The sequence below is a fragment of the Paenibacillus protaetiae genome (genome assembly GCF_004135365.1).
Taxonomy (GTDB): Bacteria; Bacillota; Bacilli; order Paenibacillales; family Paenibacillaceae; genus Paenibacillus_AP; species Paenibacillus_AP protaetiae.
This window is the reverse complement of the sequence record NZ_CP035492.1, coordinates 969,779-996,118: the sequence shown is the minus strand read 5'-3', so window position 1 is coordinate 996,118 and position 26,340 is coordinate 969,779. Positions and strand designations below refer to the sequence as shown.

The following is a 26,340-nucleotide window of genomic DNA, read 5'->3' as shown; positions in this document are numbered from 1 at the left end:
CTATGCCAGGCGCTACCCCGAAGTCCCTTGTGCCCCGGCGTGCGTTTCCTCGTCTGGCAAAAATCGCTCCTGGATGGACGCCGTTGGAACAAGGCATGTATCTCTCCTGCCGAATAGCCGGTACCGGTTGCGTGCAACCTGATTGTACAGCCAGTCCCGCCAGGCAGGAGGGCATGCCGCCAGCACGTACATAAGCTTCCAGCCGCGGCCAAGCCGCAACAGTATGCGCAGCGCTGCCGTTGATCTTGTATAAACAGCCCCCTGCTCCAGCAGGACAACCGTGTCTATCTCGCCTGCCGGCAAACCCGCTTCTTGAAGAAGCCGTTGTCCCGCCGGCGATTGCAGGGAAGCAAACCGGAAGCAGCGCTTATGGTCGCGTTTAATAATAAATTGAACGATTCCGTTGCAAAGGTTGCATTCCCCGTCTATTAGCAAGACTGCTCCTGCTGACACTGGCGCTTGTTGTTGTCCTGCCAACAGCGGCTCCGTCTGTGACGGGCCGTTCTGTTCTTGTTTCATTGGTTGTCGTTCAGCCGGTATCTGCACGTGCAGCTCCCCTTCTCCCCGTTGATCTCCCGACCGCGGCCGCTCCGGCCGTTGTTGCATCTGCTCCACAGCAGCTCCCCTCCCTTATCACATCAACTCGCCCAACCGTTCTGCGCGTTTAGGTTTTGTCTGCTTTTAGTTTCCGCTTCAGCTTTTGTCCGCGAAAAAAACATGCCGGGCGCGCAGCTCCCCGCCATTCAGCTGCCATACGCCAAATGAATAAAGCGGCTGCTTCCGCTTGGCGGTCGGCGAACCCGGATTAAACAGCAATACGCCTTCATGCCGTTTCATATACGGCACATGGGAATGCCCGAATATAACGGCATCCACCTGTTCCCCGTCAAATGCGGCCAAGGCGGTCTGCAAGGCTGTCCGGCTCCGGACAGGTCCATGGCCATGCACCAGGCCGAACCGCTTGCCTCCCGCATTCACAATCCGTTTCAAACCGAATTTCGCAACAAGCGCTTCACCGTCATTATTCCCGGCTACTCCTTTTACTGGCGCATACCGGGCTAGTTCGTGATATACTAGTAAAGTTGTCCAATCGCCTGCATGAAGAATCAGGTCCGCCCCTTCCAGCTGTTGTACAAGCGCTGCGGGCAATGATTTCGCCATACGAGGCATATGGGTGTCAGACACGATAACGATCTTCATCGCTTCCTCTCCCTTCATCATCGGGTTCCCTTTGCTCCGGTTTATAGAAGTGTACTACAGGAAACAATAGGATTAATCGAGCCAAAGCCCGTCAAGATTTCATCAGGATTGGACTATCTTTACATTATACGCCGGGAGTGAATAGCATTTGCAACGAGAAATTCAAGTCCATGAAAAAGTACCGTTAGGACAAGGAGTCTTGCTCAGCATCCAGCATCTGTTTGCCATGTTTGGCAGTACGGTGCTTGTACCTAACCTGTTTCATGTCGATCCAGGCATGATTCTGCTGATGAACGGCATCGGCACACTGCTTTATATTTTCATCTGTAAAGGAAAAATCCCTGCTTATCTCGGCTCCAGCTTTGCGTTTATCGCTCCGGTCACGCTTGTACTGGAGAAATATCCGGATAACGGCTACTCGGCGGCGCTTGGCGCATTTATTGTCGCCGGGATTCTATTTGCGCTTGTTGGCCTGATTGTCAAACTGGCCGGAACGAGCTGGATCTCCGTTGTTTTCCCGCCGGCGGTTATGGGTTCCGTCGTCGCCCTGATCGGTCTCGAGCTGGTGCCGGTTGCCGCACAAATGGCCGGCTTAATTAACCCGGACACTGCGTTTCCGGTATGGAAGACCGTCACGCTCTCCATGATTACGCTTGGCGTAACCGTGCTTGGGGCTGTTTTGTTCCGCGGTTTTATGAAAATTATCCATATCCTGTTCGGCATCGTGGTAGGCTATATCGTTGCTTATTTCATGGGTATGGTCAATACAGACGCGATACATGACGCAAAGCTGTTGTCGCATCCCGTTGTAACTACGCCAAGCCTGGACTGGTCCATCGTATTTACGATTTTGCCAGTTGCACTCGTCGTGATCGTGGAACATATCGGCCATCTGCTTGTAACAAGCAGCATCGTAGGCAAAGATTTGTCCAAAGATCCCGGCCTGCACCGCTCGCTACTGAGCAACGGCATCTCTACCGTATTATCCGGCTTTGTCGGCTCGACGCCAAATACGACTTACGGTGAAAATATCGGGGTTATGGCGTTAACGAAGGTCTACTCTATTTTTGTAATCGGCGGTGCGGCTGTAATCGCAATTCTGCTGTCGTTCTTCGGCACGTTCTCGGCTGTAGTTGCGAATATCCCTCCCGCTGTCATGGGCGGCGTATCGCTGCTGTTGTTTGGCGTCATCGCATCCTCCGGGCTGCGTATATTCGTGGAGCAGAAGGTGGATTTCGCCCGCCCGAAAAACATGCTGCTCGCAACGCTCGTTCTTGTAACGGGCATCAGCGGCGTAAAACTTACGTTCGGCAACGTGGAGCTGAAAGGAATGGCGCTGGCAACCATCGTCGGCATCTTGCTCAGCCTGCTGTTCAAGCTGTTTGAAGTGCTTCGCCTCTCCAACGACGATGAAGAGCTGACGGAGAAAACGCCGGATTAACCGGCTGGCGGCTTGCCGCGGCTAACGATCCGAGCACAATTAAAAAACTCTCGAACCAGCGAGCGGGCTTTGTCCATAAGTCCGCCGGGATCGAGAGTTTTTTTGTTGGTCTAAGCTATATGCGTTTGCGCTTGCTCGCCGCGCTTATTTGAACTCGCGCCAGTTCTGCTTGGTGTTATTCAGCAAGTATTCGAAGTCGTTGTTCCGCCGCTTTTCCTCCGCTTTGCGGGCGGCCTCCTTCTCCTGCCGCTGCTTTTCCACACGATCCGCCTCTTCAGCTTTCAGCTGCTCGGACTGTTTTTTTAATTTGTCCATCACTTCTGGACTTAGCAAATCTTTGAGTGTCGCCGGTTTGTCTTGTGCCGCTTGCGCTTGCTGACGCTGCGGCTGCTGCTGGCGTTTTTTGGCTGCCATATCCATCATACTCCTTCTCTAATGCTGTAAATATTGCGTTATAGCTCATGTACCGTAACCTCGCTGCGGATAAACACCCGCGCATTGGGGAGGTTTGCCCCATGCCGGCCGATATGTAGAGAACACGGCCATTCTCGTGATGAAGCCCCTGAATGATGCCCCGCTTCGCGACCGGACCTTTGTCGATAAACCGGAACAGGAACGGGATATAGAACTGCATCCCGTGAAAATGCCCCGCCATCAAATAATCGTAATGGTGCGGGATCGCATCAATCACATTCGGGTCATGCGTAATAACAACTACCGGAAGCGAACCGTCTACTTCCCGAAACGCCTTCTGTACGTCGCTGTGTCTGGTGCCAAAGTCGTCGATGCCTACCAGCTGGAACCGGTCCAGCTTAACAGAACGGTTCAGCAGCAGCTTAACGCCCGCGCCTTCTATGCTTGCAATCATCTTCTTCCGGCCTTCCGAATCCAGCCGGTAATCGTGATTGCCAAATACGGCGTAAGCGGGAATGCCCGGCACGAGCACCTGCTGCAAAAAACGCTCCACATCCGGCAGCTTGCTTTCGATCTGCGTAAAATCGCCCGTTATCAAAATGTAATCGGGCTGCTCCCGCTCGATCAGCTTGCGGAAACGGCTGGCGCCAATGCGCAAATGCTCGATGTGAATGTCACTCAGCTGCACCGCTTTAATGCCCAGCCCCGTCGGCGCTTTTACCCGTACGACTTTCAGCCATTGCGTGGGAAAAATAAGAAAGACATAAAAAATAATGGCCAGTGCCGCCACGACGAGCAAATAAACCAATCGCACATCTCCTTCCGTCCTCATTCAGCCGGTGAACAAAACAGCCGCCCTGCAAGAGAGCGGCTGAATCCGGATTGGCCCGCTGGCGCGGACCGCTGCAAGCTAACCACATTAAAGGAATGAGGGCTTTTTATAAGTCGCTTTACGTTCAAATACAACGACGTATTCCCGGTCTCTGCCGTCTGTAGACGGAGACGTAAATACCGCGCCGGGCTTTAATGCCGCCAGGCTGTTTCTTTTGCCGGACGCTGTTCCTAGCTTTCCGGGGCGAAGTCTGCTCATATCGAATCCCCTCCAAGCAAATAATGGACGGTGCCCATTAATTCTTCATTTTGTTCCACAAGCTCGCGCAGCGGCAAATCGTCCGCGTCCGACGAGCCGGACAAATGAATGGTGACAACAAATTCCTTACCAACAGGATAACATAGCAAATAACTGGCCGCAACAGGCTTGTCGAGGCGTAAAATACGCATCGTGCTGTTCAGATACGCATCCACCACCAGCACCCTCGATTCGCCTTCCCGCTTCCCTTCGTTAACGTTAAAAGGGAAAAAGCGATGTTGCCCCACGTTGCCGGCCATTTGCGCAAGTCCGCTTTCTTTCGCCCGCCAGACGGCCGCTCCCGTGACCCGGAAGCTGCCAAGTACCGACGGGTCGTATCCGTTCCGGATCGCCTCGTACAGCCGCTCATACGGCTCGAAATCGTCGCGGAACGCTTTACGCGTAAACTCCATAAAAAAATGAAGCAAATTTTGACTTTGGCGGAGCGCCGCCTGCAGCTGTTCCTTGCTTTGCCGGTTATCCGGATGGATGCCCAGCTTTGCGATCTGCCCCGCAATCTCGGCGCAAGCGATGTTAACCGCCGCTTCCATATTGCCGTCGGTGCGGCTCTCCAGCGTAAGTACTGTGAGGCCAAGCAAATCGGACGGCAGATGGAACGTTTGTGCGGTCAGCCCCTCCCGCTCTTTATTCCCATCCTCAATCCGGTCAGGCACAAGGAAAAACACGCGTTCCTTGCGCAGCTTGCCCCAGAACAAGCCAAGTTCAAATACCGTATTGTCCCTTGGCACAAGGACCGTGCTGCCGCGCATCACGGCCATATCGTCCGCCGATAAAATAAATACGGCAAAATCGCTTCGCTCCAGCTGGCGCTCAAGCGCCTCCATCGTATAGTCGCCCGCACGGAAGGCGCCGGCGTGCCAAGGCGTAACTTCAGCCACTCTCGACAGCGCCTGGTGGACGGCATTCACATAACGGATGGACTCGCTGGCGGAACCGATAAACAATTTCGGCTTTTGCAATGTCCGGCTTCCCCTTTAAATGCGATTGTATGTTCTCTATCAGTATACCAGCCTCTTCCTGCCGGGAGAATAGTCAAGACGGCTTATACAGGGAGAATCGTCCAAGTTAGGAGCCGGTTGAGCGGTAGTGCCGGACGCCAAAATGCCATATAAACAGGCAGGGCACGATAAATAACGCGCCGGCAGCCGGCAGCAGCATATACCCCAATGCCGAACCATCCGCTCTTCCTGTAATATATTGCAGCGGCAAGTAATTGACGCAGCCAAACGGGATAATAAACGTAAAGAAGCGGGTGACGGCTTTTTTGTATATATCGAGCGGATATTGGGACATTTCCCGGCCGCCGTCGGTAAAGATATTCGCCAGCTCCATCGTCTGGATCGTCCAGAAGCACATCGTAGCCGCCAAAATATAAATGCCTGCAAAAATAAAGATGCCGCTAATAATCATCAGCGCCAGTGTTACCGCCTTGGCAATCGTCCAGTCTACCGGCAGCGCAATAAGCGCCCATATGAGCACAGCTGCGCTTTGCGCCAGCCTGCCCGCACGGGTGAACTCGAACTTCGAGCCAAGCACCTGTACGACCGTGCTGCGCGGCCGGACGAGCAGCCGGTCGAATTCTCCGGCGGATACAAGCGACGAGAAGCTGTCGAAGCCGCGCGCAAAACATTCACTGATCGAAAAAGCCATATGAATGACGCCAAAGCACAACGCAACCTCGTAGAAGCTCCATCCTTTCAGCTCGCCAAAGCGGTCAAACAGCATATACAATCCGGCAAATACGGTAAACGGCACAAAAAACTGCCCGAACGAGAGCAGCAGGAAGCTGGTCCGGTACTGCATCTGCGACTTGAACAGGATGCCAATATATTTCCAGTATAATTTCACCTTATTACCCTCCCTGCACAACCACTTTTTGCAGCGCTTTATCCAGCGCAAGCTTGCCAAGCACCGTCAGCAGCACCAGCCAGCCAAGCTGGACGCCGATGCCGACCGCCGCTTCATGCACCCCGATATTGCCGGAATAAACCCGGAACGGGAAATCGGCCGTCCAGCGGAAAGGAAGCGCATAGACGATATGCTGCAGCCACTCCGGCATGAGCGGTACAGGCACAATAACTCCGGCGAAAAACTCGCCGAATACCCCGATAAGCAGAATTGAGCCGGTTGGCGACATCGTGATGAAGACGGATATGTAAATGAACATGGATACCGCTACGACGACCAGCAAACCGAGAAGCAGCGCGATGATAAACAGCATTAATGAGGCGAAATCCGGCGGCAGCGGCAGCCGGTACGGCTTCGGCAGGCACATCGCGGCGAGCATGATCGGGAAACAGCGGAGCAAGGCGCTAGCAATCCGCTGCGCTAGCAGCTTGGCGTACCAGAAGCCGTACAGCCCGGTCGGCCGGCATAGCTCATAAGCGATATTGCCGGTTGTAATGAGCTGGAACAGCTCCGGATCACGGAACCACAACATGACGAACGCCAGAAAAGACTGCTGCAGCCACAAGTAAGCGACCAGCTCCTGCAGCGACATCGGCTGGCTGTGCACCGCATTGGAATAAAACGCCTGATAAATCATGATGTACATGAATCCCCAGAAAAACTGGGTGGCAAGGCCGGCTAGCGCAGCTGCGCGGTATTGCAGGCCATTCAAGAGGCGGAGCTTGCATACGGCATAATAAGCTCTCATATGCGGTACTCCTTGTACAGCTCCACAATCATTTCCTCCACCGGCTGCGCTTCCACCGCCACATCGGCAAGCTCCACCATCGAAGACAGCTGCGCAATAATGCCCGATACCGGCGTCTCGGCCGTATTTACCTGCAGAACGGCCCGCTCCGGCGTCCACGACACAAGCTTGGCTCCCGGCACGTTAAACGGCTGCGCACATGGCGCATAATCGGCCGTAATCGTTTTGCGCTGGCCGAACCGGGCGCGCAGTTTCTGTACCGTGCCGTCATAAAGCAAGGTGCCGTTGCCGATCAGAAGCAGCCGGTCGGCAAGCGCTTCGATATCGCTCATATCATGCGTCGTCAGAATGACGGTGACGCCTTTTTCGCGGTTAATGGTCTGAATGAAATTGCGGACGGCTATTTTGGAGACGGCATCTAGACCGATGGTCGGTTCATCCAAAAATAAAACTTGCGGGTCATGCAATAAAGAGGCGGCAATTTCGCAGCGCATGCGCTGGCCGAGGCTGAGCTGGCGGACAGGCGTGTTCAGAATGGCTTGCAAATCAAGCGTTTCGGTGAGAAGCGTTACGTTGGCTTTGTATGTCTCGGGTGAAATTTTGTAAATATCTTTGAGGAGCTCAAACGAGTCGATAACGGGAACATCCCACCACAGCTGCGACCGCTGGCCGAAGACGACCCCGATATGTTTCACGAAGGCAGTCCGCTCCTTCCATGGCGTATAGCCCATAATGGTACAGGTTCCGCTGTCCGGAACGAGAATGCCGCTCATCATTTTGATTGAGGTCGATTTGCCTGCCCCATTCGGGCCGATGTAGCCGACAATTTCGCCCGGCTGAATCGTAAAGCTGACATCCTTCAGCGCCTGTACCATCGTATATTCGGGCCGGAGCAGCGCTTTCAAAGCGTGCTTAAGCCCGGGCGGGCGCTTCGCCACTTTGAACGACTTTGATAAACCTTCCACAACGATCATGTTCTATTTTTCCTCCTATTGGAAATTAGACAGGGAAGGATATTATATCAGCCATCTATTGTAGTGGCAACCATTATTTTGGAGGGGGCAGGCGGGAGCTGCAAAAGGGATATTCAAGCCGCTCTATCTAGAATGGTTTCAGTATTGTACAATCGGATGAATGGCAAGGCGGCTTTATTCCACATCCTGCATAGAAGGTGAATACTGATGATCAGACCCGCCGTTTTAAACGATGCTGCCGAAATCGCCCGGCTCTCCGGGCAGCTTGGATATCCGGTATCCTCCTCACAAATCGAAGAAAGGCTTATTCAAACAAAAGGTGCTGACCATGCCGTTTACGTCATGGACGAAGGGGATCATCTGCTTGGCTGGGTTCATGCCAATACGAGGTTTTTAATCGAATCCGCCCCTTTTGTTGAAATTTGCGGGCTGGTCGTTGATCAGACCCGGCGCGGAAGCGGGATCGGCAGGCAGCTTGTGCAAGCATGCGAGCAATGGGCGGCGGAATCCGGTTATACGAAGATAAGGGTCCGCACGAACCAAATCCGGACGGATGCCCTGAAGTTTTATACGCGGGTCGGATTTGAGCTGAACAAGTCGCAGCATGTGCTGGACAAAGGGATTGGCCGGCTTTAAGCGGCTTATCCCTCTGCCCTCTCCTCCTGACGATCAAAATGCTCCTGCACAAATTTTACCCATTCCCTGCCGACAAAAGACATGTACTTCTCTTTGTTCCAGATCATGGCAAGGCGCCAGCGCAGATCGGTATGATCCAGTTCGATGACGGCAAACCGTTTCGTATCGAGCGAATGGCATACCGTCTCCGGCAGCAGCGTAATGCCCAAACGGGCGGCTACCATCTCCGTCATAAAATCCCACTGCGAGCTTTCAAATACGATTTTAGGCGTGTAGCCGGTTTTCAGGCAGGCCTCCTTGACCAAATGATGCAGCCGGAAATCCTGGACAAACAAGATAAAAGGCTCTTCCTCCAATTCGGTTAACGTCACCCGCTTCTCTCCGGCCAAGCGATGGTCGCGGTCTGTTACTACCATCAGGCGTTCCTCCAGCAAAGGCTGCATGTAGAACAAGCTGGCCGTCTCGACCGGCAATATGACGATCCCGGCGTCCAGTTCCCCGCTTTCCACATGGGTTTCAATGGATTTGCCGCCCTTTTCCTCCACCTTGATGTCGACCTTCGGATAACGGAGATGGAATTTCTCGATAATAGTGGCAAAAAATTTGCCCCCGATCATCGGCGGCATGCCAAGCCGAAGTGTGCCCCGTTCAAGATGGACAACATCCTGAAGCTCCAGCTGCATGTTTTCCATCGCGTTCATAATATGAAGCGATGAACGCAATATCGTTTTTCCGGCGTCGGTTAATTCAATTTGTTTCGCTGAACGGTCGAACAGCTCCACCTCCAGCTCCTGCTCGAGCAAGCGGACCATTTTGGACAAGGTAGGCTGGGAAATATGGAGCTCTTCGGCGGCTCGCGTAAAGCTGCCGTTTTGCGCAACGGCGGTAAAATATTTGAGATGGCGGATGTCCATTTTTGATGCAACCCCTTACATATCGTATATAGAGAAAAGGAATGTAAACTATTCAATATATGTATTTTACCTATCGTTCGATTAGGTGTAAATTAGCCATTATGAAAAACAAAACAAACTACAATACTGCTGACGTTTTAATGAGAGAAGGATTTGTTATGGATAGTTTAAACTTTAAACGCACTGCCAAACCGGCAAGTGAATCTTATACGATAAAGGCTTCGATTGTATTGCCTCCGGATACGAACCATCACGGCACGATTTTTGGCGGCAAGCTCATGTCTTATATTGACGATGTGGCAACTATCGCAGCTACGCGCCATGCGCGCCGTCCGGTCGTTACCGCTTCGACCGACTCGGTTGACTTCCTGCACCCTGTGCGCAAAGGCGACGCCATTTGCTTATCCGCTTTTGTCACATGGACGCACAAAACTTCAATGGAAGTATTTGTCCGCGTTATTACAGAAGACCTGCTGACCGGAGAACGCAAAGTATGCGCCACTTCCTTCCTGACGTTCGTTGCGCTTGGCGAAGACGACCGTCCGACAGAAGTGCCGGCTGTCATTCCGGGAACGCCGGAAGAAATCAAGCTGTTCGAAACGGCGCATGAGCGGAAGGAAGCCCGTAAAATCAGACGCCAGGAAAGCAAAATGTTTGCCCAATATCTCGGCGTAGACTACAAGCTCAGCCGCAATGAAAGAAAAACAGCGGATCTGGATGCACAAACATCCGATGCTTTCGCTAACGCTTGGGACGTGCCTTGGTAACCGGCTGTCCGGCGCTTGAAGCAAAAACCGCCTCCCTTTTGCCGAATCGGCATTATTCCTTTCCTAAATTTACGGAAAGGGTTAATGCCTTCAAACGGCCGGGCGGCGGTTTTTTTTTGCTTTTAGTCTTCTTGCAAATGCTCAAGATGCTGCAAGGTGAGCCGGAATATTTCGCTGACATGTTCATCGTCCAGCGAGTAATAGACGGTTTTGCCGGCTTTTCTTCTTTTTACAATCCGTACATTGCGCAAATACCTCAGCTGATGCGATACGGCGGACTGCGCCATCTCGAGCACAATGCACAACTCATGGACACACAGTTCCTGCTTCATAAGCGCATAAATGATTTTGACCCTTGTCGGATCGCCCAGCGCCTTAAACAGTTCAGCCAGCTCGGCTGCAGTCCGTTCATCAGCCCGGAAAGACGATGCGGAATCCGCCGTCATTTGCACCCCGTCACAGGAAGTTTCACATTGCTCTTCGATTATTTTCTCCGTCAAACGAAACCACCCACTTCATTGGACCTGCTGCCTGCGCGCCAATCCTTCGGCGGCATCATTCGCATTAGCCGAACAAGGATTGGCCGAAGAAAGTTTGCAGCAGCAAAATCACGTTTAATACGATAATAATAACGGCAATTGCCCAAGCCGTCACCTTTAGCCACAGCCGGTTGGCGAATTCGCCCATCATTTTGCGGCTGCTTGTAAAGGTAATAAGCGGCACAACTGCAAAGGAAAGCTGGAAGGACAATATTACCTGGCTCAAAATAAGCAAATCATTGGTGCCCTTCTCCCCGTACATCGCGGTTACGATAACGGCCGGTATAACGGCAATGAGCCGGGTAACAAGGCGTCGGAGCCATTGCGGCAGCCTGATGTTCAGGAAGCCCTCCATGACGATCTGGCCGGCCAGAGTGCCGGTCAGTGTAGAATTTTGCCCCGAAGCTAACAAAGCAACCCCAAACATAATGGATGCGAGCGTAGTGCCCAGCATCGGCGCCAGCAGATGGTAAGCATCCCCGATTTCCGCCACCTCGGTCATGCCGGCTTTATGGAATGTCGCGGCTGCAATGATAAGAATCGCAGCATTAATCAGCAAAGCGAAAAAGAGCGCAATGGTCGAATCCCATGTTGAATAACGGATAGCCTGCCTTTTTCCTTGCGGCGTACGGTCGAACTGCCTCGTTTGTACGATGGAGGAATGCAAATACAGGTTATGCGGCATCACAGTCGCGCCCAAAATGCCAATAGCGAGATACAAGCTTGCCGGATTCGTCACCGATTCCGTACGCGGAATAAATCCATTCATGACGGCTGCGAATTCTGGTTTTGACCAGAACAGCTCCAAGCCGAAGCAAACCGCAATCGTCCCGATCAGTGTGATGACAAACGCCTCAATGTACCGAAACCCTTTGTGCTGAAGCAGCAATATAATAAAAACGTCCACGACTGTAATAATAACACCATAGAGAACCGGTATGCCAAACAGCAAATTCAAAGCAATGGCGGTCCCGATGACTTCAGCGAGATCGCACGCTGCAATCGCCAGTTCGCATAGTACCCATAATACAATGGATACCGGTTTGCTATAATGCTCACGGCACGCTTGAGCGAGATCGCGCCCTGTCGCAATGCCAAGCTTGCCGGCTAACGCCTGCAGCACGATGGCCATCAGATTGGACAGCAAAATAACGGAAAGCAGCGAATAGCCGAACATCGAACCGCCGGCAATGTCCGTCGCCCAGTTGCCCGGGTCCATGTAGCCTACCGCTACAAGGTAGCCTGGTCCTGCAAATGCAAGAAATTTACGAAAAACCGAACCGGTTTTGGGCACTTTCATTGATCGATGAACTTCTGGCAGGCTTGCAGGTTTCTCGGATGTTTTCCAGCCGCTCTCTACGGTCATGGATTCATCAGCCATAGTTTTTCACCTCTCCCAAATAAGTTGTGCATAGGGGAATGTTTTGCCCTAGTGCAACTTTTCTTTATGGAACTACTATATGCCTAAACCGCAAAAATGTAAATCATATTATGAAAATAGTTTGACAATTGCTACTCGCACTGAATATTATATGAGCAAGTATTCATATATTGTTCAAACGATGAAATGAGGTCTCCGCTATGAACGAATATCGCGTTAAAGGGCTGTCCTGCAGCAACTGCGCAGCAGAACTCGAACGCCAAATCAAAAAGCTGGAGCATGGCGGCAGCGCCGTACTTAGCTACAATTCGGGAAAGCTTAAATTGGATCCGCAAATATCGCTGGAAGCGGTAGAACGTATTTTAAGAAGCGACGGCGCCTCTCTGGCGCGTCCGGAAGCAGCGGAGAGCCACACTTCCCCGCCGCCGGCGGAACAGCGCCACAAGGGCAGCGCAGCTGCTGCAGCGCCTGACGGCGGCATGCAAAGCCGCGTGCGCTTGCATAGCGGCGCAGACGCGCATCGCCATGCCCAGGGCGATGACAGGCACGGCTCCATCGCCTATGGCGGGGCTGATACGCACGATGCGCACGGTCACGCCTATGGAGCCGATGATGCGCAAGGCCATTCCCATGCCGATGGGCATGGCCGCACTGTTTTAACGCTGCTCATTGTGTCTGCCATATTATACGGGACAGCCCTGTTGTTGGATGGTACGCTGCCGAAGCCCGCTCTCATCGCTATTTATATTGTTGCTGCCGGACTTAGCGGTTATTCAACCTTCGCGCGCGGCGTCAAAAACCTGCTCCGCTTCCGTTTTAATATTGATACGCTGATGACGATTGCGCTTGTTGGCGCGGCTGCAATCGGCGAATGGAAAGAAGCATCGCTTGTTGCCATTTTATTCGGGCTGAATGAGCTTCTGGAAGGCTACGGCATGGAAACGACGCGCCGTTCGATGGAATCGCTGCTGAATACGGCGCCGAGCACCGCGATACGGCTTCAGGACGGCCGCGAAGCTGTCATACCTGTCCGCCAGCTGCAAATCGGGGATATCGTAATCATTAAGCCGGGATCGAAGATCCCTTCCGACGGCGTCATCGAGCAAGGGGCAAGTTCTGTGAACGAAGCCGCTATTACAGGAGAGTCTTTGCCTGTCGACAAGCAGGCGGGAGATCGCGTATTTGGCGGGAGTGTCAACAATGAAGGCGCACTGCGGGTGCGAATTGAAAAAGCATACGAGGATTCTTCTCTCGCCCGTATTCTTCATCTCGTCGAGGAAGCGCAAGATACCAAAACGCCAACCGAGCTGTTTATTAACCGTTTTGCCCAATATTACACCCCTTTTATTATGCTGGTCGCCGCGCTTGTCATGGTTATCCCCCCGCTGTTTATCGGCAAGCCATGGCATGACTGGCTTTATCAGGGGCTGTCGGTTCTGATCGTCGGCTGCCCTTGCGCCTTGATATTGTCTTCGCCGATTGCGATCGTTTCCGGCATTGCCCGGAACGCAAGAAACGGTATATTGGTCAAAGGCGGCGTATATTTGGAGCAGCTTGGCCATGTCGATATTATGGCTTTTGACAAAACCGGTACTTTAACCAAAGGCGAACCTCATGTCGTCGCAACAACTATGTACAATGCGGAACTTTTCTACCGGGTGGCGGGCGCAATCGAAAGAACCTCCTCTCATCCGCTGGCAAAAGCGGTCATGAAGGAGCTGGACCGGCTGCAAATGGATTATCCCGCTGCGGAGCAAGTCACCGCTTTGCCGGGAAGCGGCATGAAAGCCGTCGTCGAAGGCGCTGAATATTGGATTGGTAATGAAGCGGTTATCCGCAGCCTGGGCATCGCCATTCCCGAACCTCAGCAAAGCTGCGCCGCCGAATGGAAAAGCCAAGGGCTGACGCTTGTCCTGGCGGCAAGCAAAACGGAACTGCTCGGCATGTTCGGGATTGCCGATGAAATCCGCAGCGAAAGCCGTGCGATGATGGCATCCCTGCACCGCAGCGGCATCAAACGGACGGTCATGCTGACCGGCGACCATGGCGTAACGGCGGCCAACGTAGCGGATGCCGTAGGCGTAACCGAATATTACGCCGGCCTTCTGCCGGATGAAAAAGCGGCCAAAATCAGAGAGTTGTCCGCACAAGGGCGTGTAGCCATGATCGGCGACGGCATCAATGACGCTCCCGCTCTGGCATCCGCCAGCCTCGGCATCGCTATGGGGAAAGGCACCGACAGCGCGATCGAAACAGCGGACATCGTATTGATGCAGGACCACATAGGCAAGCTGCCGGCGGCCATATCGCTTTCCAAACGAGTGAACTGGCTGATCCGCTTTAACCTTAGCGTCGCATTGGGGCTTAAGCTTATTGCGCTGCTGCTCACCATTCCAGGCTGGCTGACACTCTGGATCGCCATATTGTCCGACATGGGCGCTACTGTATTTGTAACCTTGGCAAGTTTGACGATATTGCTGTCCCCTAAAGCGCGCCGCGAAGCAAAGATTGATATTTAACGCCATTAATAAAAACAGCCTGGCTGCCCCGTACAGCTTCGCTATGAGAATCGTTCGTTCTCCATGCGAACCGTATGACGGATCAGCCAAGCTGGTTTTGTTTTATTTAATGCCATTAATCTCATGAATTGATACCCGTCCCGCTTTCAATACGGTCAAATCTGCATCGGCTCTCCGGCGTAAGAAATAAAGGCGAACCGGCTTTCCGGCTTTATTTTCCCCTCTGCAATATCGAGAATGCCTGACGCGCTGTTTTGCGGGTCCCCGGGTGCTTGCTCGCCCCCATATCGGTCCGGATCCATCCGGGATGTACGCTGTAAACCGCAATGCCCCGTTCTTTTACAGCATGCCTTAGCTGTTCCGTAAACATGTTCAGAGCCGTTTTGGTCATGGCATACGGATAGTCGCCGCCATAAGCATTGTGCAGGCTGCCGGCTTCCGAAGATATATTAACGATAGCGCCGGATGTCCCATTCATAAGCGGCAGTACATGCTTGACCACTTTCATCGGGCCAAACACATTAATCTCGAATGAACGCGCCACCTCATCCATGTTCAGCGTTTCGATAGAAGCACTGCGCTCTGTTAATATGGCGGCATTGTTTATGACCGCGTCTACTGTAATCCCTGCTTCCGAAGCATCGGCGGCAAACTGCGCGATCGCCTGCTCGTCAGTCACATCAAATGCGGCATAGGCAACCCGCCCTTTATACTGCTGTTCAAGCTTTGCCAATGCGCCGTCTGCCGCCGCATTGCGGACTGCTGCAATCACAGAATGCCCCCGTCTAAGCGCTTCGGCAGCCAAATGCAGGCCTAATCCTCGTCCGGCCCCGGTAATTAAAATATTCATTATTCCATACCCTCCCTGTTTGCATTTGTAAATGAACGGATGTGCAACATACATACATCGCCCTCTTGTTTACATAATATAAATGATGTAAACATTCGTCGTTGTGTATGCGCCAGAACGTGCTGCGGCAGCTGTCCGGCAATTGTGCCGGCTGCCCGGAATGCTCCACACCGCCGATCAGATCTGGCTGCCCGCGTTAACGTTTCTCCAAAAGAGGCAATACAAATTCCAATGCTTCCAGCTCATCTTTCCCCTTCGTCTCCAGCCGAACCGTAACGCCTTGGTGAATTGGAAGAAGCATAATGCCCAGCAAGCTTTTCACATCAACGGAATGCTCTACATCCGAAAATTGAAACTTCAGGATAATGTCTGCTGTAAACCGGGCGGCTTTCTGCGAAATAGCCATCAGGTCTTCCCGTTCAAGCGTATGATTGACCATAAATTCATGCACTCTCATGTCTTATCGCCTCTTTAGCAAACGTTTTCATTCCAGCATGCAGCCGCTTTCCTTTTGTCTTTCGCTTTCCTTTTCCCTTTGATTGTACTCACATTTTTCCAATTGCGCCAGACGGATTTGTTATGTTTTTGCCAAACGGCCATGATGGAAGGGACACCCGCTGCGTCAAGATACGCATGAGTGTGCAGCCCGGCCGTCGTCCCCCCCGGCACTCGAGCATCCCCTTTCTCAAGTCTCCAACGTGAAAAAAGCAGCCTCCCTGCTGCTTGCAAAGCATATTAGGGTGAGGCTGCTTTTTATAGACCCTATAATTAATGACGTTAATAATTTTATATAGTTAACGCCATTAAACAATTGCAAAACTTAAATCTCCGCCGGCTCCAGCCCCAGTTCGGCAAGCTTTTGCATCATTTGCCGCTTCAGCGCCGATTTGGCCGGTTCTTCGAGAAAAGCCGCATCCGCCGCATTCAAACTTAATTGGGCCAGCTCCTTCCCGCTGAAACCAAGCTTCTCCGCCAAAAGCGCATATTCATTCGTCATCGTTGTGCCGGATACGGTCATGTTGTCCGTATTAACAGTTACGAGAATGCCTTGCTGCATATAGGAACGAATCGGATAAACTTCCCAGCCGCTTACTGCCTTCGTCTGAATGTTGCTAAGCGGGCACATCTCTAGCGGTATGCGGCGGCGTTGGACGAGCTCGACAACGGACGGGTCTTCCTGCATCCGGACACCGTGGCCAATCCGCAGCGCGCCAAGCTGTTCGATTGCCGTCCGGACATTGTCTGCGCCCCCCGCTTCTCCTGCATGGATGGTAACCGGCAGCTTCAGCCTGCGCGCCAGTTCAAACAGTTCCCGGTGCAGCTCAGGCGGGTAGCCGGCTTCGTCTCCGGCCAAATCAACCGCAGCGACACCTTTGCCGTGCCACTCGGCAGCCGCTTGAATAACTTCCTTGCTGCGCTCTGGCGTATCGTGACGCATGCAAATCGCAATCGCCCGCGCCGGAACGCCCAGCTCGGCTTCCGCCCGCTGAAGGCCGGCGACAACGAGGCGGATTGCCTCTGCCGCAGACAATCCTTGCTGTGTATGGAGCAGCGGTGCAAAGCGGACTTCAATGTATAGGCAGTTTTGCTCCTTGGCTTGTTCCACAACTTCGTAGGCGACGCGCTCCAGCGCTTCAGCCGTTTGCAAAAAAGGCAGCACAAAGCTGAACTTGCTTAAATAATCAACGAGGCTTTCGCATTGTTCATCCACTTGCATGCTGCCGGTCAGTTCTCCTTCCGGCAAAGGCATGCCTTGGGCATCCGCCAGCTCTCTTAAAGTTTCCGGCTTCACGCTCCCGTCCAAATGGACATGCAAATCAATTTTCGGCAATGCTTTCAGCAGCTGTTCATTCCATTCGGTCATCGTGGCTCCCCTTTCATATCCCCGTATTTTATCACAATATAAGGCAAACCGCCGACCCGGCTTGTACGGATGCGGCGGTATTTGTCGAATCGGTTACTTTACAGCGTGCGCCGGCTCGCCGGCGGCGGATTCGTCATATGCATCCAGCGCGGCTGCCAGTGCCGCCCCCGGATGTACGGCGGCCCCAAAGCGAAGCAGAACCGCTTCCAGCGCACCTAGCAAATGAAGCACATTTTTCATGCTGCAGCTGTAACCCATCGTGCCGATACGCCATATTTTCCCCTTCAGCGCGCCAAACGAGCTGGCGATTTCGATGCCGAACCGGTCGAGCAGCATCCGTCGAACCGCTTCGCCGTCCACCCCATCCGGAATATCGACACAGGTGACGACCGGCAGCTTGCAGGCGCAGTCACCGTACAAGCTTAATCCCATCGCCGTAAGGCCCGCTGTCAGCGCCTGTTCATGGCGCCGATGCCTTGCAAACCGTGCTTCAAGCCCTTCAGCCAGAACAAGGCGAAGCCCTTCGTGCAGTCCGTAAAGCATAGATGTCATTTCGGTATGATGGTTCAGCCGCGCCGGGCTCCAATAATCCTGCAGCTGGCTTAAATCCAAATAGTTGCTCCGGATAAGTTTCGTTTCATCGGCGTACGCTTCCGGAACCAAGCCGGTGCGCAAGCCTCGCTCGACTCTTTTCCGCGACAAAATTTTACGTTCAACCCGTTCGTTATACGTGACAGGCGCCATTCCGGCGGGAACGGACAAACATTTTTGCGTGCCGCCGATGACCGCATCGAGGCACCAGTTATCGGTTTCAACCGGAACGCCGCCGATTGTAGCCACCGCATCGACGACAAGCAGCACATCAAGCTCGCGGCAAGCTTTGCCAATCTGCTCAAGCGGCTGGATGCGTCCCGTAGATGTTTCGCCGTGCACCATAGCGACAATCGCCGGTTTTTCCTTGCGGATAGCTTCGATTACTTGCTGCGGTTCAAACACGGCGCCCCATTCCTGTTCCATGGCAATCACTTCGGCGCCGCAGCGCTCCGCAATTTCATACAGCAAATGGCCAAACCGGCCGTAAATCGGAACAAGTACCCGGTCGCCCGGCTCGATCAGGCTGGTGAGTACCGCTTCAATGCCGGAACGCGAAGTGCCGTCCACCGGATACGCCCATTGGTTGGATGTCTGAAACAGCTCGCGCAGCATTACCATCGTCTCGTTCATAAGCGATGTGAACTCAGGATCGAATTGTCCTAATATCGGGTACGACATCGCTCGCAATACTCTAGGATCTACTTCAACCGGCCCTGGTGTCATTATCGTGCGCGGCGAAGGCGAAAATTCCTTAGTCATGGCAATTTCTCCTCATAAGCCATTTCGTATAGCAGTGCAGCCAGCACCGACACGCCTTCCGCCAGCTCCTCCGGAGCCGTATATTCTTCCGGCGAGTGGCTGACGCCTCCTTTGCTTGGCACGAACAACATCGCTGTCGGGCAAACGGCGGAGAAAAGCTGGGCGTCATGGCCGGCGCCGCTGACCAGCCGGCGGTAAGAAAGCGATAAATCGCCGGATATTTTCTCCAGGCGGTCTCCCAGCGCTTTATGCATAGGAGCAGGTTTGGCTTCCAGCCACGAAACCTCGGACATTTCCAGCCCGCGCCATTTAGCAATCTCCTTGAATTTGCCTAGTATCTGGCTGCTGAATTCCTCCAGCACTTGCTCGTCGTGATGACGGATATCAACGGTAAAAGCGACCTCGCCCGGCACGACATTCGGCACATTCGGCACTGCCTCAACCCGGCCAACCGTCGCCACGAGCGGCTCCCCGTACAATAAAGCATCCGCCTCCAGCTGCATCATCATTTCCGCTGCGCCGACAAGCGCATCTTTGCGCATTGGCATTGGCGTTGTGCCGGCATGATTCGTTTCTCCGCGAACCGTAATGCCATAACGGCGCTGCCCGACTATAGCTTCTACAATGCCGATATGCTTGCGCATTTTTTCCAATACCGGCCCTTGTTCGATATGGAGCTCCACAAAAGCCGCCAGATCATCGCGGACCGCTTCCGGAAGTTCAGCTTTGCCGAAGCCGGATGATTCCATTGCTTCCTTCAAGGAGATTTGATTCCTGTCGGTAATAGGAGGGCACCCGTCCCACGAATACAGACCGCTCACATTGCCGGAGCCCCAATAGGTCAGCGGGAACCGGCTTCCTTCTTCTTCGCAAAACGATACCACCTCCAGCGTATAGTTCGGCTCGCCGTACGTATCTTTCAAATAAGTTAAAGCCGCAATGCCTGCGGCAATGCCATACGCACCGTCATAATAGCCGCCTGAACGAACCGTATCAATATGGGAGCCAGTCAAAATGACAGGGCTGCCCTGATATCTGCCTTGCAGCTTCCCGTATAAATTGCCGACCCGGTCGAACCGCACTTCCAAGCCAAGCTGCTTCATCCGCTCCGCCAAAAACAGCTGCGCCTGCAGCCATTCCGGCGAATACAGAAGCCGCGTCACACCGCCATCCGGGTCAGCCCCAATCGCGCCAAGCTCCTCAAGAAGCTGAATAACCAAGGAGGCGGCCTCCTGCTTCATAGGCATACTCATGTCACAGCCTCCTAAAAAGTTTTGCGGTGTTCCTTCTTCCTGAACCTGCTTCAGCAAAACTTCGCTTCGTAAGCATAACGCTTAAAGTTTTGCGGTGTTCCTTCTTCCTGAACCTGCTTCAGCAAAACTTAACTTCGTAAGCATACGCTTAAAGTTTTGCGGTGTTCCTTCTTTCTGAACCTGCTTCAGCAAAACTTAACTTCGTAAGCATACGCTTAAAGTTTTGCGGTGTTCCTTCTTCCTGAACCTGCTTCAGCAAAACTTCGCTTCGTAAGCATACGCTTAAAGTTTTGCGCCGCAGCGCTTCAGCCAACTTTCACAGGCTGCAATAACAGCTGGCCGCTGCCCGGCGCCACGATACCGGCATCCGCCGAGTATACAAGTTTGCCCCGCACATAGGTGGCTGTAACTTTGCAGTTGAATTGACGCCCTGCATACGGGCTCATTTTGTGCCGGTAATACAGCTGTTCTTCAGTTAGCACATACGGCTCGTCAGTATCCACAATTGCAAAATCCGCATCCGCCCCAAGGGTGATTTCGCCTTTGCGCGGATGAAGGCCAAACCGTTTAGCCGGTCCGGTGCTCAGCAGCCTGGCCAGAAGCGGCAGCGGTATGCCTCGCTTCAGCCAGCCTTCATCCAGCATCAGCTCCAGGCTGCTTTGTGCGCCGGAAATGCCGCCCCATGCTTCAAAAAACGTCAGCCTGCCGTCCAGCTTCAGCTCGGGCGGGCACGGGGAATGATCCGATGCGATTACATCGAGCTTGCCTTCCGCCAGCAGCGTCCACAGCTCCTCCTGGGCATCCTTGCTGCGCAAGGGCGGCGCGCATTTGGCAACCGGTCCTTTATCAGCCATGTCCTGCTCCGTTAACACCAAATAATGCGGACAGGTTTCGGCTGTAACCGGGACGCCGCGCCGTTTCGCCTGATCGATCAGCCGAATGGCGGCCGGGCTGCTAATATGGACAAAATGGACCTGACAGCCTGTTTCCTCCGCAAACAGCAGTGCTTTATTTACCGCCTCCAGCTCGGCGATTACGGGACGCGAGGCGGCAAACGCCCCCGCATCCGTCCGTCCGGCCGCAACAGCTTCACCAGCCAGCCTAGACGTAATTGAATCGCTTTCCGCGTGAAGGGCAACAAAACCGCCCAGCTCCTTGATCCGCTTCATGCCTGCATACAGCGTCCAATCGTCCGCTTCGCGGAAACGTCCTTCGCCTTCCCCGCCCGGATTGGACATAAATGCTTTAAATCCCCGAACGCCTTCGGCGGCAAGTTCTTCGAGCCGGTTCAAATGGCCTGGAACTAATCCGCCCCATACCGTATAATCAACCGACGACTGGCCTTTCGCCAAATCAAGCTTCATGCGCAGCGCTTCGGCATCAACCGTAGGAGGATTGCCGTTGAGCGGCATATCGACATAAGTCGTGCAGCCGCCGGCCGCCAGTGCTGCAGAGCCGGTTGCAAAGCCCTCCCAATGGCCGAAATTCGGCTCGTTAAAATGAACGTGAATATCAACCATGCCGGGAAAAACAAGTTTACCTTCGGCATCTATACAAGTGATGCACGCTTCATCCTGAAGCGAATCCGCCAGAACGGCAATCCGCCCGTCCCGAACCCCGATATCCGCCTTGCGGACCTCGTTCGCCAGGACGACGCTCCCGCCGCGAATAATAAGATCCAGCGCCATAGCCGATTCCTCCTCTTCTGATGATGGTCAGCTGCCCCTGTACGTGCTGTAGCCGCCCGGCGCAATGAGCAGCGGAATATGATAATGCGATTGTTCCGTCGCCACCCGGAACCGGATCGGGATCCGGTCAAACACGATCGCCTCTGCCGGTAAATGACGGTGCTCGCGAAAGTAATCCCCGGCTTCGAATATAAGCTCATAGACGCCGGCTTCCATCTGTCCTCCTGATATCAACGGAGCATCCACCCGCCCGTCGCTGTTCGTAACGGCAATTCGGAGCAGCCGCTCCGCGCCGTCCGGCTCCAGTCTTTTCAATTCGATCCGCATCCCCGCAGCAGGCTTGCCCAAAGACGTATCCAGTACATGGGTTGTTAACCGCCCGTCACTGCTCATCCGACCCCTCCTTTTGGCTTCCAATCGTTTAAATGTCAGGAATTACAGCGGCTCCTCCAGCAATTCCGCCAGACGAAAACCGGTGATACGGCCAATTTCCGCCAGCGCCTGTTCCGTCTCCTGCTCCGCTGTATGAGAAATACGTGATGACATGGCGGCTTGGATATCGGCGACCGTTTTACCTTTAACTGCGAATATAAACGGAAAACCAAATTTTTCGGCATAAAGCCGGTTATGCGTCTGAAACCATTCGAACAGCTCAGGGCTTAACCGGTCGAGGCCGGCTCCCTGCTGCTCCTTCACGGAATGATCCGCCATCTGGATGCGCGCCGCCAAATCCGGATGAGCCCGGAGCAGGCCCATGACTAGGTCCGGCGAGGAATTGCGGACAATACCCATCATTTCTTGATGCAAATGTGCAGCGGATGTAAAAGGCCGCCTCGCCCATACAAGCTCCGCTATCCATGGAGAATGTTCGAAAATAGCGCCAAGCGCTGCAGTAAAAGGTTTATGCTCGAGTTGATTCAAATCATCCAGCTTCATCACTTTGTCGCCTCATTTCCGCAGCTCGTTGAACAGCCCGCCAAATGCCGCCGTAACCGGTACACCGGCACAAGTTGCCGGACAGCGCTTCTTCCACCTCGTCCGGTGTCGGACTGCTGTTTTGATCCAGCAGCGCCTTAACGGATAACACCATGCCCGGCGTACAGTAGCCGCATTGATAACCGCCTTCCTCCAGAAACGCTTGCTGGATGCAATCGAATTCGCCTTGCTCGGGATGGAGGCCTTCGATCGTTGTAATGGATTTTCCTTCGCATTGATAAGCCATCAGAAGGCAGCTGTTCATTTGCTTGCCGTCTACGAGCACCATGCAGGCTCCGCAGCGGCCAATTTCACAGGAACGTTTCGTCCCGGTCAAACGAAGTTCGTCCCGAATCACATCCAGCAGACGTTTAGCAGGATTAATAGTTAATGCAATTAATTCATTATTCAGCGTAAATTGAACTTCCTTGAGCCCGCTCAGCTGCACCGCTGCTCCTTCAGCTGGCATATGATCATTCATTCGCCCCCGCCGCCTCTCCATCACAGAACTTTTCCTGCAGCAGCTCCGGATCAATCGGCAGCTTTGACACCCATTTTCCGGTTGCTTCAAATATCGCTTGAACAATGGCTGGAGCGAGTGTAACGGAACCTACCTCGCCAATGCCGCGAGGACCGTAATCGTCTCCTTCCGGCAGCTGGTCAATGGCAGATACCGTAACCGTTCCGCGGGAATCCGCAATGGTCGGCACGAGATACGTATCGAGGTTGCGCGTTAAATAGAAGCCTTTGTCCATAACGGCATCCTCTGTAATCGTGAAACCTAATGCCATATTGCTTCCGCCTTCAATCTGGCCGAGGAAGCCTTGCGGATTAATAACCGGGCCGGCGGCCACCGTATGAAATTGGTCGATTACGGTCACCCGACCTGTCAGTTCGTTAACCTCAACTTTGACCGCAACTGCCGAATACGTGTACATAAAATGAGCGCCTACGCGGTCAAACGATGTTGCCGGAAAGCGGAATGCCGTATCGGTCTGAAGCTCATGATCACCGCTCCTTTCCGCAAGCTCCGCATAGGACAATGCGGGTACGAAGCCGCCCGCTTCGCCGCTGTTCCCCCGCCAAATGCCGCCTTCGCCAAGGCGCAGCGACGCTTTTGGCTCTCCGAGCAGCTCGGAAGCGCGGGACAGAAGCAGCTCTGTAAAGGGCTGCTTCATGCGCTGCAGCGACTTCCACATCATGCTTGTTGCCCGGGAAGCGGTCGTAGAGCCGCTGTCCGGCACGAGATCGGTATCGCCGATGACAATCGCAATATCCGAAGAGGCGAAGCCGAACTGTTCGATCAGCATTTGCATCAGTGAAGCGATCAGTCCTTGGCCAAATTCCTCGTAGCCAAACGCCGCTTCGATCTTGCCGTCTTCACGCAGCTTCAGCCGGCCGCCGGCCGGATCAGGCAGCCCTGCTCCAAGTCCTGCGCCGTGCATAGTGAAGGCGGCGCCGATCCCCGTCTTGATCCATGGCGGCTGCAGCGCAGCCGCCATGCTGTTCTCCGGCTGGACAAAGGGACGTTCCCCTTCATTTTCAGCTGGCCGCTTTTTCTTCGCAGCGGCCTTCCGGGCCATCCGCTCCTGCCATAACGGGCTTTGTTCAAGTTCCGTCCATACCTGCTCAGCGCCGTTCGTGAGCGCTATAGGCTGGCCAAAGGGACCGAGATCGTCAGCGTGCCGCATATTGATTTTTCGAAACGTCCACGGATCAATGCCGGTTGCCGCTGCAAGACGGTCCAACTGCCCTTCCAGCGCAAAGATGGCCTGATTGCCGCCAAAGCCCCGGAACTCGCCGGACATTCCGTTATTGGTAAAAACGGAATAACCGTTCACCGCTATAAAGTCATACCGGTAAGGTCCGATAACATGCTCGACTGCAAAGTTCAGCACTTCCGCGCCAAGCGTGGCGTACGGTCCGGTGTCGGCCACAATACGCACTTCATGGGCGATCAGCCGACCATCCGCGCTGCAGCCCGTTTTCATCGTAATTTTCATCGGATGCCGCTTTAAACCGGCTCTTACGGAATCCCAGCGGGATTGGTGGATTTTTACCGGACGGCCCGTTCGAACGGCCAGCAGCGCGCCGTAAGGCTGTACATTCAATTCGTCCTTGCCGCCAAATGAGCCGCCAATCGGACTGGAAATAATCCGGATCTGCTCTTCCGGCCAATCGAGAATACGGGACAGCTGAAACCGGTCCATCCGGCCGTGCTGCGTCGGCGAATATACGGTCAGCCGCCCGTCATCCTCAGGAACAAACAACCCGCCTTCCGTCTCCATATAGGTGTGCATTTGGCGCGGTGTGCGATAGGTCTGTTCGACAACATAGGCACATTGGGCGAAACCTTCTTCCAGCCGAGCACCGCGGTAATAGTCCGCATGATGGAGCAGATTGCCTTGCGGATGGAGCTTAGGCGAATCTTCGCGCAGCGCCTCCTCCGCGTCATCCACAACCGGAAGCAGCTCGTATTCCACCTCGATCAGCGCCAGCGCTTGCCTGGCGGCGTCCAGCGAATCCGCTGCAACAGCCGCCACCGCATCGCCGATATACCGGACTTTATCCTCGCATAATACCGGCTGATCAGGGTGCGCAATGCCGTACCGGTTCAGTCCAGGCACATCGCGATAGGTCAAAACGGCGTATACGCCGGGCAGGGCTTCCGCTTTTTCCGTCCGGATCGAGACGATATTCGCATGTGGATGAGGGCTTCTCGCGATCAGGCCGTAAAGCATCCCCGGGGCTGCCATATCCGTCAAGTAAGCCAAGCTTCCGGTAACTTTGCCCGGTCCGTCCGGCCTGATGCGCCATCGGCTGCCGCTAGTTTCACGATTCAGCAGCATAACCCCCGCCCCCTTCCGGCTCATATTGCTTCATCACTTTCCACAATTGTGCAGCTACGACATTCGCCGCTGTTTTGGTCCGGTATTGGACCGGCGCAAATGCGTCGCCTACCGGCTCAAATTCATGCAAAATTTTGGTGTACATTTGGGAAAGCAGTGCTGTTCCAGCCTTGTTCCCCTGCAGCAGCTGTTCGATCGTTTCCATCCTGGACGCTGTCGTTTGGCCCCCGCCAAGCGCAATGCGAACTTCCCCCAGCAGCCTGTCGATGTATCCAGCCAGCCATCGACGGCAGCCGTTACGACAGAAGGCGTAAACGCCTCCCGCCGCCCGATTTTATGAAAAGCGGTAAACCGCTTCATGTTCGAATTCATCTCTTCCGTGTATGAAAACGGAAGCTCCACGCGCAGCAATATGCGCCCTTTGCGCGGCTGGCGCAGCCAGTCGGCCAGCAGCTCGCGCTGCTCCTGCATACCGTCATGCCAGCACAGTACAGCCTCGTATACGAGCAGTGCCGGAATGGCATCGCCAATCGCGGATACGATATTTCCGCCGAGCGTCGCCAAATTGCGGATAGACGGCGCTGCAATGCTGCGGCAAGCTTCCGTTAACAGCGGAAAAGCGTTCTGGATCAGGCTGCTCGCCCGGCAAACCGAAAGCGGCGTCATCGCGCCGATCATCAGTCCGCTGTCGCTATTGGTAATTCCGGTAATGCCCGGCAGCCCGCCCAGATCAATCATATAACGCGGTATAGCGGCCGTTCCTGCTTCCCAATGGGTTCGCAGCAAGGTTCCTCCGGCAACAATTGCCGCTTCCCCTTCCAGCGATTGCAGCAGCTTTGCCGCCTCTTCAGCCGTTGCCGGCTGAATGACGAAGGAAGAATGCTCCCGTTCCTGCAAGCTCATGGCCATTCTCTCCT

Annotated in this window: 28 protein-coding genes; 4 read left to right on the top strand and 24 right to left on the bottom strand. The window is 54.0% G+C overall.

All coding sequences use genetic code 11. From position 1 onward, the window contains the following. Positions 1-12 precede the first annotated feature (12 nt). Complete coding sequence (locus ET464_RS04420; RefSeq protein ID WP_341869775.1) at positions 13-606, bottom strand: thiol-disulfide oxidoreductase DCC family protein; 594 nt, start codon at positions 604-606, stop codon at positions 13-15. 87 nt (positions 607-693) lie between these two features. After that, a complete protein-coding gene (locus tag ET464_RS04415; RefSeq protein ID WP_129444076.1) occupies positions 694-1,200 on the bottom strand; it encodes a metallophosphoesterase family protein in 507 nt (168 codons plus the stop codon). 148 nt (positions 1,201-1,348) lie between these two features. Between ET464_RS04415 and uraA the strand changes: the two genes are divergently transcribed. Beyond that, entirely contained in the window at positions 1,349-2,641 is a 1,293-nt protein-coding gene (gene uraA / locus ET464_RS04410; protein ID WP_129438578.1) for a uracil permease, read from the top strand. A gap of 144 nt (positions 2,642-2,785) precedes the next feature. Here uraA and ET464_RS20815 read toward each other — a convergent pair whose 3' ends face one another. The 7 genes from ET464_RS20815 to ET464_RS04380 form a co-directional block, all read right to left on the bottom strand. After that, the gene (locus ET464_RS20815) at positions 2,786-2,956 is read right to left on the bottom strand and encodes a YqkE family protein (protein WP_425271744.1); all 171 of its coding nucleotides are present in this window, start codon (positions 2,954-2,956) and stop codon (positions 2,786-2,788) included. Continuing rightward, positions 2,916-3,863, bottom strand: coding sequence for a metallophosphoesterase (locus ET464_RS20810; RefSeq protein ID WP_425271743.1), 948 nt, complete (start codon positions 3,861-3,863; stop codon positions 2,916-2,918). The genes ET464_RS20815 and ET464_RS20810 overlap by 41 nt, the downstream gene beginning before the upstream one ends. Before the next feature lie 111 nt (positions 3,864-3,974). After that, positions 3,975-4,145, bottom strand: a complete 171-nt coding sequence (locus tag ET464_RS19730; protein WP_165279893.1) for a hypothetical protein — start codon at positions 4,143-4,145, stop codon at positions 3,975-3,977. Further along, the gene (locus tag ET464_RS04395; protein ID WP_129438574.1) at positions 4,142-5,164 is read right to left on the bottom strand and encodes a TIR domain-containing protein; all 1,023 of its coding nucleotides are present in this window, start codon (positions 5,162-5,164) and stop codon (positions 4,142-4,144) included. Before ET464_RS04395 ends, ET464_RS19730 begins: the two co-directional genes overlap by 4 nt. 106 nt (positions 5,165-5,270) lie before the next feature. After that, entirely contained in the window at positions 5,271-6,053 is a 783-nt protein-coding gene (locus tag ET464_RS04390; RefSeq protein WP_208543894.1) for an ABC transporter permease, read from the bottom strand. Between the two features lie 4 nt (positions 6,054-6,057). Beyond that, positions 6,058-6,861 (bottom strand): ABC transporter permease, encoded by an 804-nt coding sequence (locus ET464_RS04385; protein ID WP_129438572.1) that lies wholly within the window; start codon positions 6,859-6,861, stop codon positions 6,058-6,060. Further along, positions 6,858-7,835 carry an ABC transporter ATP-binding protein gene (locus ET464_RS04380; protein ID WP_129438570.1) on the bottom strand — a complete coding sequence of 326 codons (978 nt, stop codon included), beginning with the start codon at positions 7,833-7,835 and terminating at the stop codon, positions 6,858-6,860. The genes ET464_RS04385 and ET464_RS04380 overlap by 4 nt, the downstream gene beginning before the upstream one ends. A 207-nt stretch (positions 7,836-8,042) precedes the next feature. On the opposite strand from ET464_RS04380, the gene ET464_RS04375 reads away from it, so the two are divergent. Continuing rightward, on the top strand, positions 8,043-8,471 hold the full coding sequence (locus tag ET464_RS04375) for a GNAT family N-acetyltransferase (protein ID WP_129438568.1): 429 nt from the start codon (positions 8,043-8,045) through the stop codon (positions 8,469-8,471). A gap of 5 nt (positions 8,472-8,476) precedes the next feature. Here the strand turns inward: ET464_RS04375 and ET464_RS04370 are convergent, their stop codons facing one another. Continuing rightward, positions 8,477-9,385: a LysR family transcriptional regulator gene (locus ET464_RS04370; protein WP_129438566.1), complete on the bottom strand. Its 909-nt coding sequence runs from the start codon at positions 9,383-9,385 to the stop codon at positions 8,477-8,479. Between the two features lie 158 nt (positions 9,386-9,543). Here ET464_RS04370 and ET464_RS04365 point away from each other — a divergent pair, with 158 nt between their 5' ends. Continuing rightward, on the top strand, positions 9,544-10,152 hold the full coding sequence (locus tag ET464_RS04365) for an acyl-CoA thioesterase (protein WP_129438564.1): 609 nt from the start codon (positions 9,544-9,546) through the stop codon (positions 10,150-10,152). Positions 10,153-10,274: 122 nt separating this feature from the next. On the opposite strand, the gene ET464_RS04360 is transcribed toward ET464_RS04365, so the two are convergent. After that, positions 10,275-10,598, bottom strand: a complete 324-nt coding sequence (locus ET464_RS04360; protein WP_129444072.1) for an ArsR/SmtB family transcription factor — start codon at positions 10,596-10,598, stop codon at positions 10,275-10,277. 118 nt (positions 10,599-10,716) lie between these two features. Beyond that, the gene (locus ET464_RS04355) at positions 10,717-12,072 is read right to left on the bottom strand and encodes an Nramp family divalent metal transporter (protein ID WP_129438562.1); all 1,356 of its coding nucleotides are present in this window, start codon (positions 12,070-12,072) and stop codon (positions 10,717-10,719) included. A gap of 200 nt (positions 12,073-12,272) precedes the next feature. Between ET464_RS04355 and ET464_RS04350 the strand changes: the two genes are divergently transcribed. After that, positions 12,273-14,591 (top strand): heavy metal translocating P-type ATPase, encoded by a 2,319-nt coding sequence (locus ET464_RS04350; RefSeq protein ID WP_129438560.1) that lies wholly within the window; start codon positions 12,273-12,275, stop codon positions 14,589-14,591. A gap of 211 nt (positions 14,592-14,802) precedes the next feature. Here ET464_RS04350 and ET464_RS04345 read toward each other — a convergent pair whose 3' ends face one another. The 12 genes from ET464_RS04345 to ET464_RS04290 all read right to left on the bottom strand — a co-directional run bounded on the left by ET464_RS04345 (position 14,803) and on the right by ET464_RS04290 (position 26,326). After that, a complete protein-coding gene (locus ET464_RS04345; protein ID WP_244226659.1) occupies positions 14,803-15,441 on the bottom strand; it encodes an SDR family NAD(P)-dependent oxidoreductase in 639 nt (212 codons plus the stop codon). Between the two features lie 196 nt (positions 15,442-15,637). Beyond that, entirely contained in the window at positions 15,638-15,898 is a 261-nt protein-coding gene (locus ET464_RS04340; protein ID WP_165279892.1) for an HPr family phosphocarrier protein, read from the bottom strand. A 363-nt stretch (positions 15,899-16,261) separates the two neighbouring features. After that, positions 16,262-17,305, bottom strand: a complete 1,044-nt coding sequence (gene add, locus ET464_RS04335; RefSeq protein ID WP_129438558.1) for an adenosine deaminase — start codon at positions 17,303-17,305, stop codon at positions 16,262-16,264. 93 nt (positions 17,306-17,398) lie between these two features. After that, entirely contained in the window at positions 17,399-18,658 is a 1,260-nt protein-coding gene (locus ET464_RS04330) for a pyridoxal-phosphate-dependent aminotransferase family protein (protein WP_129438556.1), read from the bottom strand. Further along, positions 18,655-19,911, bottom strand: a complete 1,257-nt coding sequence (gene allC, locus ET464_RS04325; RefSeq protein WP_129438554.1) for an allantoate deiminase — start codon at positions 19,909-19,911, stop codon at positions 18,655-18,657. Before allC ends, ET464_RS04330 begins: the two co-directional genes overlap by 4 nt. 305 nt (positions 19,912-20,216) lie before the next feature. Beyond that, positions 20,217-21,599, bottom strand: a complete 1,383-nt coding sequence (locus ET464_RS04320; protein ID WP_129438552.1) for an allantoinase — start codon at positions 21,597-21,599, stop codon at positions 20,217-20,219. Positions 21,600-21,626: 27 nt separating this feature from the next. Further along, positions 21,627-21,992, bottom strand: coding sequence for a hydroxyisourate hydrolase (gene uraH / locus ET464_RS04315; RefSeq protein ID WP_129438550.1), 366 nt, complete (start codon positions 21,990-21,992; stop codon positions 21,627-21,629). Between the two features lie 42 nt (positions 21,993-22,034). Then, entirely contained in the window at positions 22,035-22,535 is a 501-nt protein-coding gene (uraD, locus tag ET464_RS04310; protein ID WP_129444068.1) for a 2-oxo-4-hydroxy-4-carboxy-5-ureidoimidazoline decarboxylase, read from the bottom strand. Then, complete coding sequence (locus tag ET464_RS04305; RefSeq protein ID WP_129438548.1) at positions 22,522-23,055, bottom strand: (2Fe-2S)-binding protein; 534 nt, start codon at positions 23,053-23,055, stop codon at positions 22,522-22,524. The genes uraD and ET464_RS04305 overlap by 14 nt, the downstream gene beginning before the upstream one ends. Continuing rightward, positions 23,048-25,423: a xanthine dehydrogenase subunit D gene (pucD, locus tag ET464_RS04300; RefSeq protein ID WP_129438546.1), complete on the bottom strand. Its 2,376-nt coding sequence runs from the start codon at positions 25,421-25,423 to the stop codon at positions 23,048-23,050. The genes ET464_RS04305 and pucD overlap by 8 nt, the downstream gene beginning before the upstream one ends. Beyond that, positions 25,407-25,628 carry a hypothetical protein gene (locus ET464_RS19940; RefSeq protein WP_244226658.1) on the bottom strand — a complete coding sequence of 74 codons (222 nt, stop codon included), beginning with the start codon at positions 25,626-25,628 and terminating at the stop codon, positions 25,407-25,409. Before ET464_RS19940 ends, pucD begins: the two co-directional genes overlap by 17 nt. Beyond that, positions 25,532-26,326 carry an FAD binding domain-containing protein gene (locus ET464_RS04290; RefSeq protein ID WP_165279891.1) on the bottom strand — a complete coding sequence of 265 codons (795 nt, stop codon included), beginning with the start codon at positions 26,324-26,326 and terminating at the stop codon, positions 25,532-25,534. The genes ET464_RS19940 and ET464_RS04290 overlap by 97 nt, the downstream gene beginning before the upstream one ends. Positions 26,327-26,340: the final 14 nt, after the last annotated feature.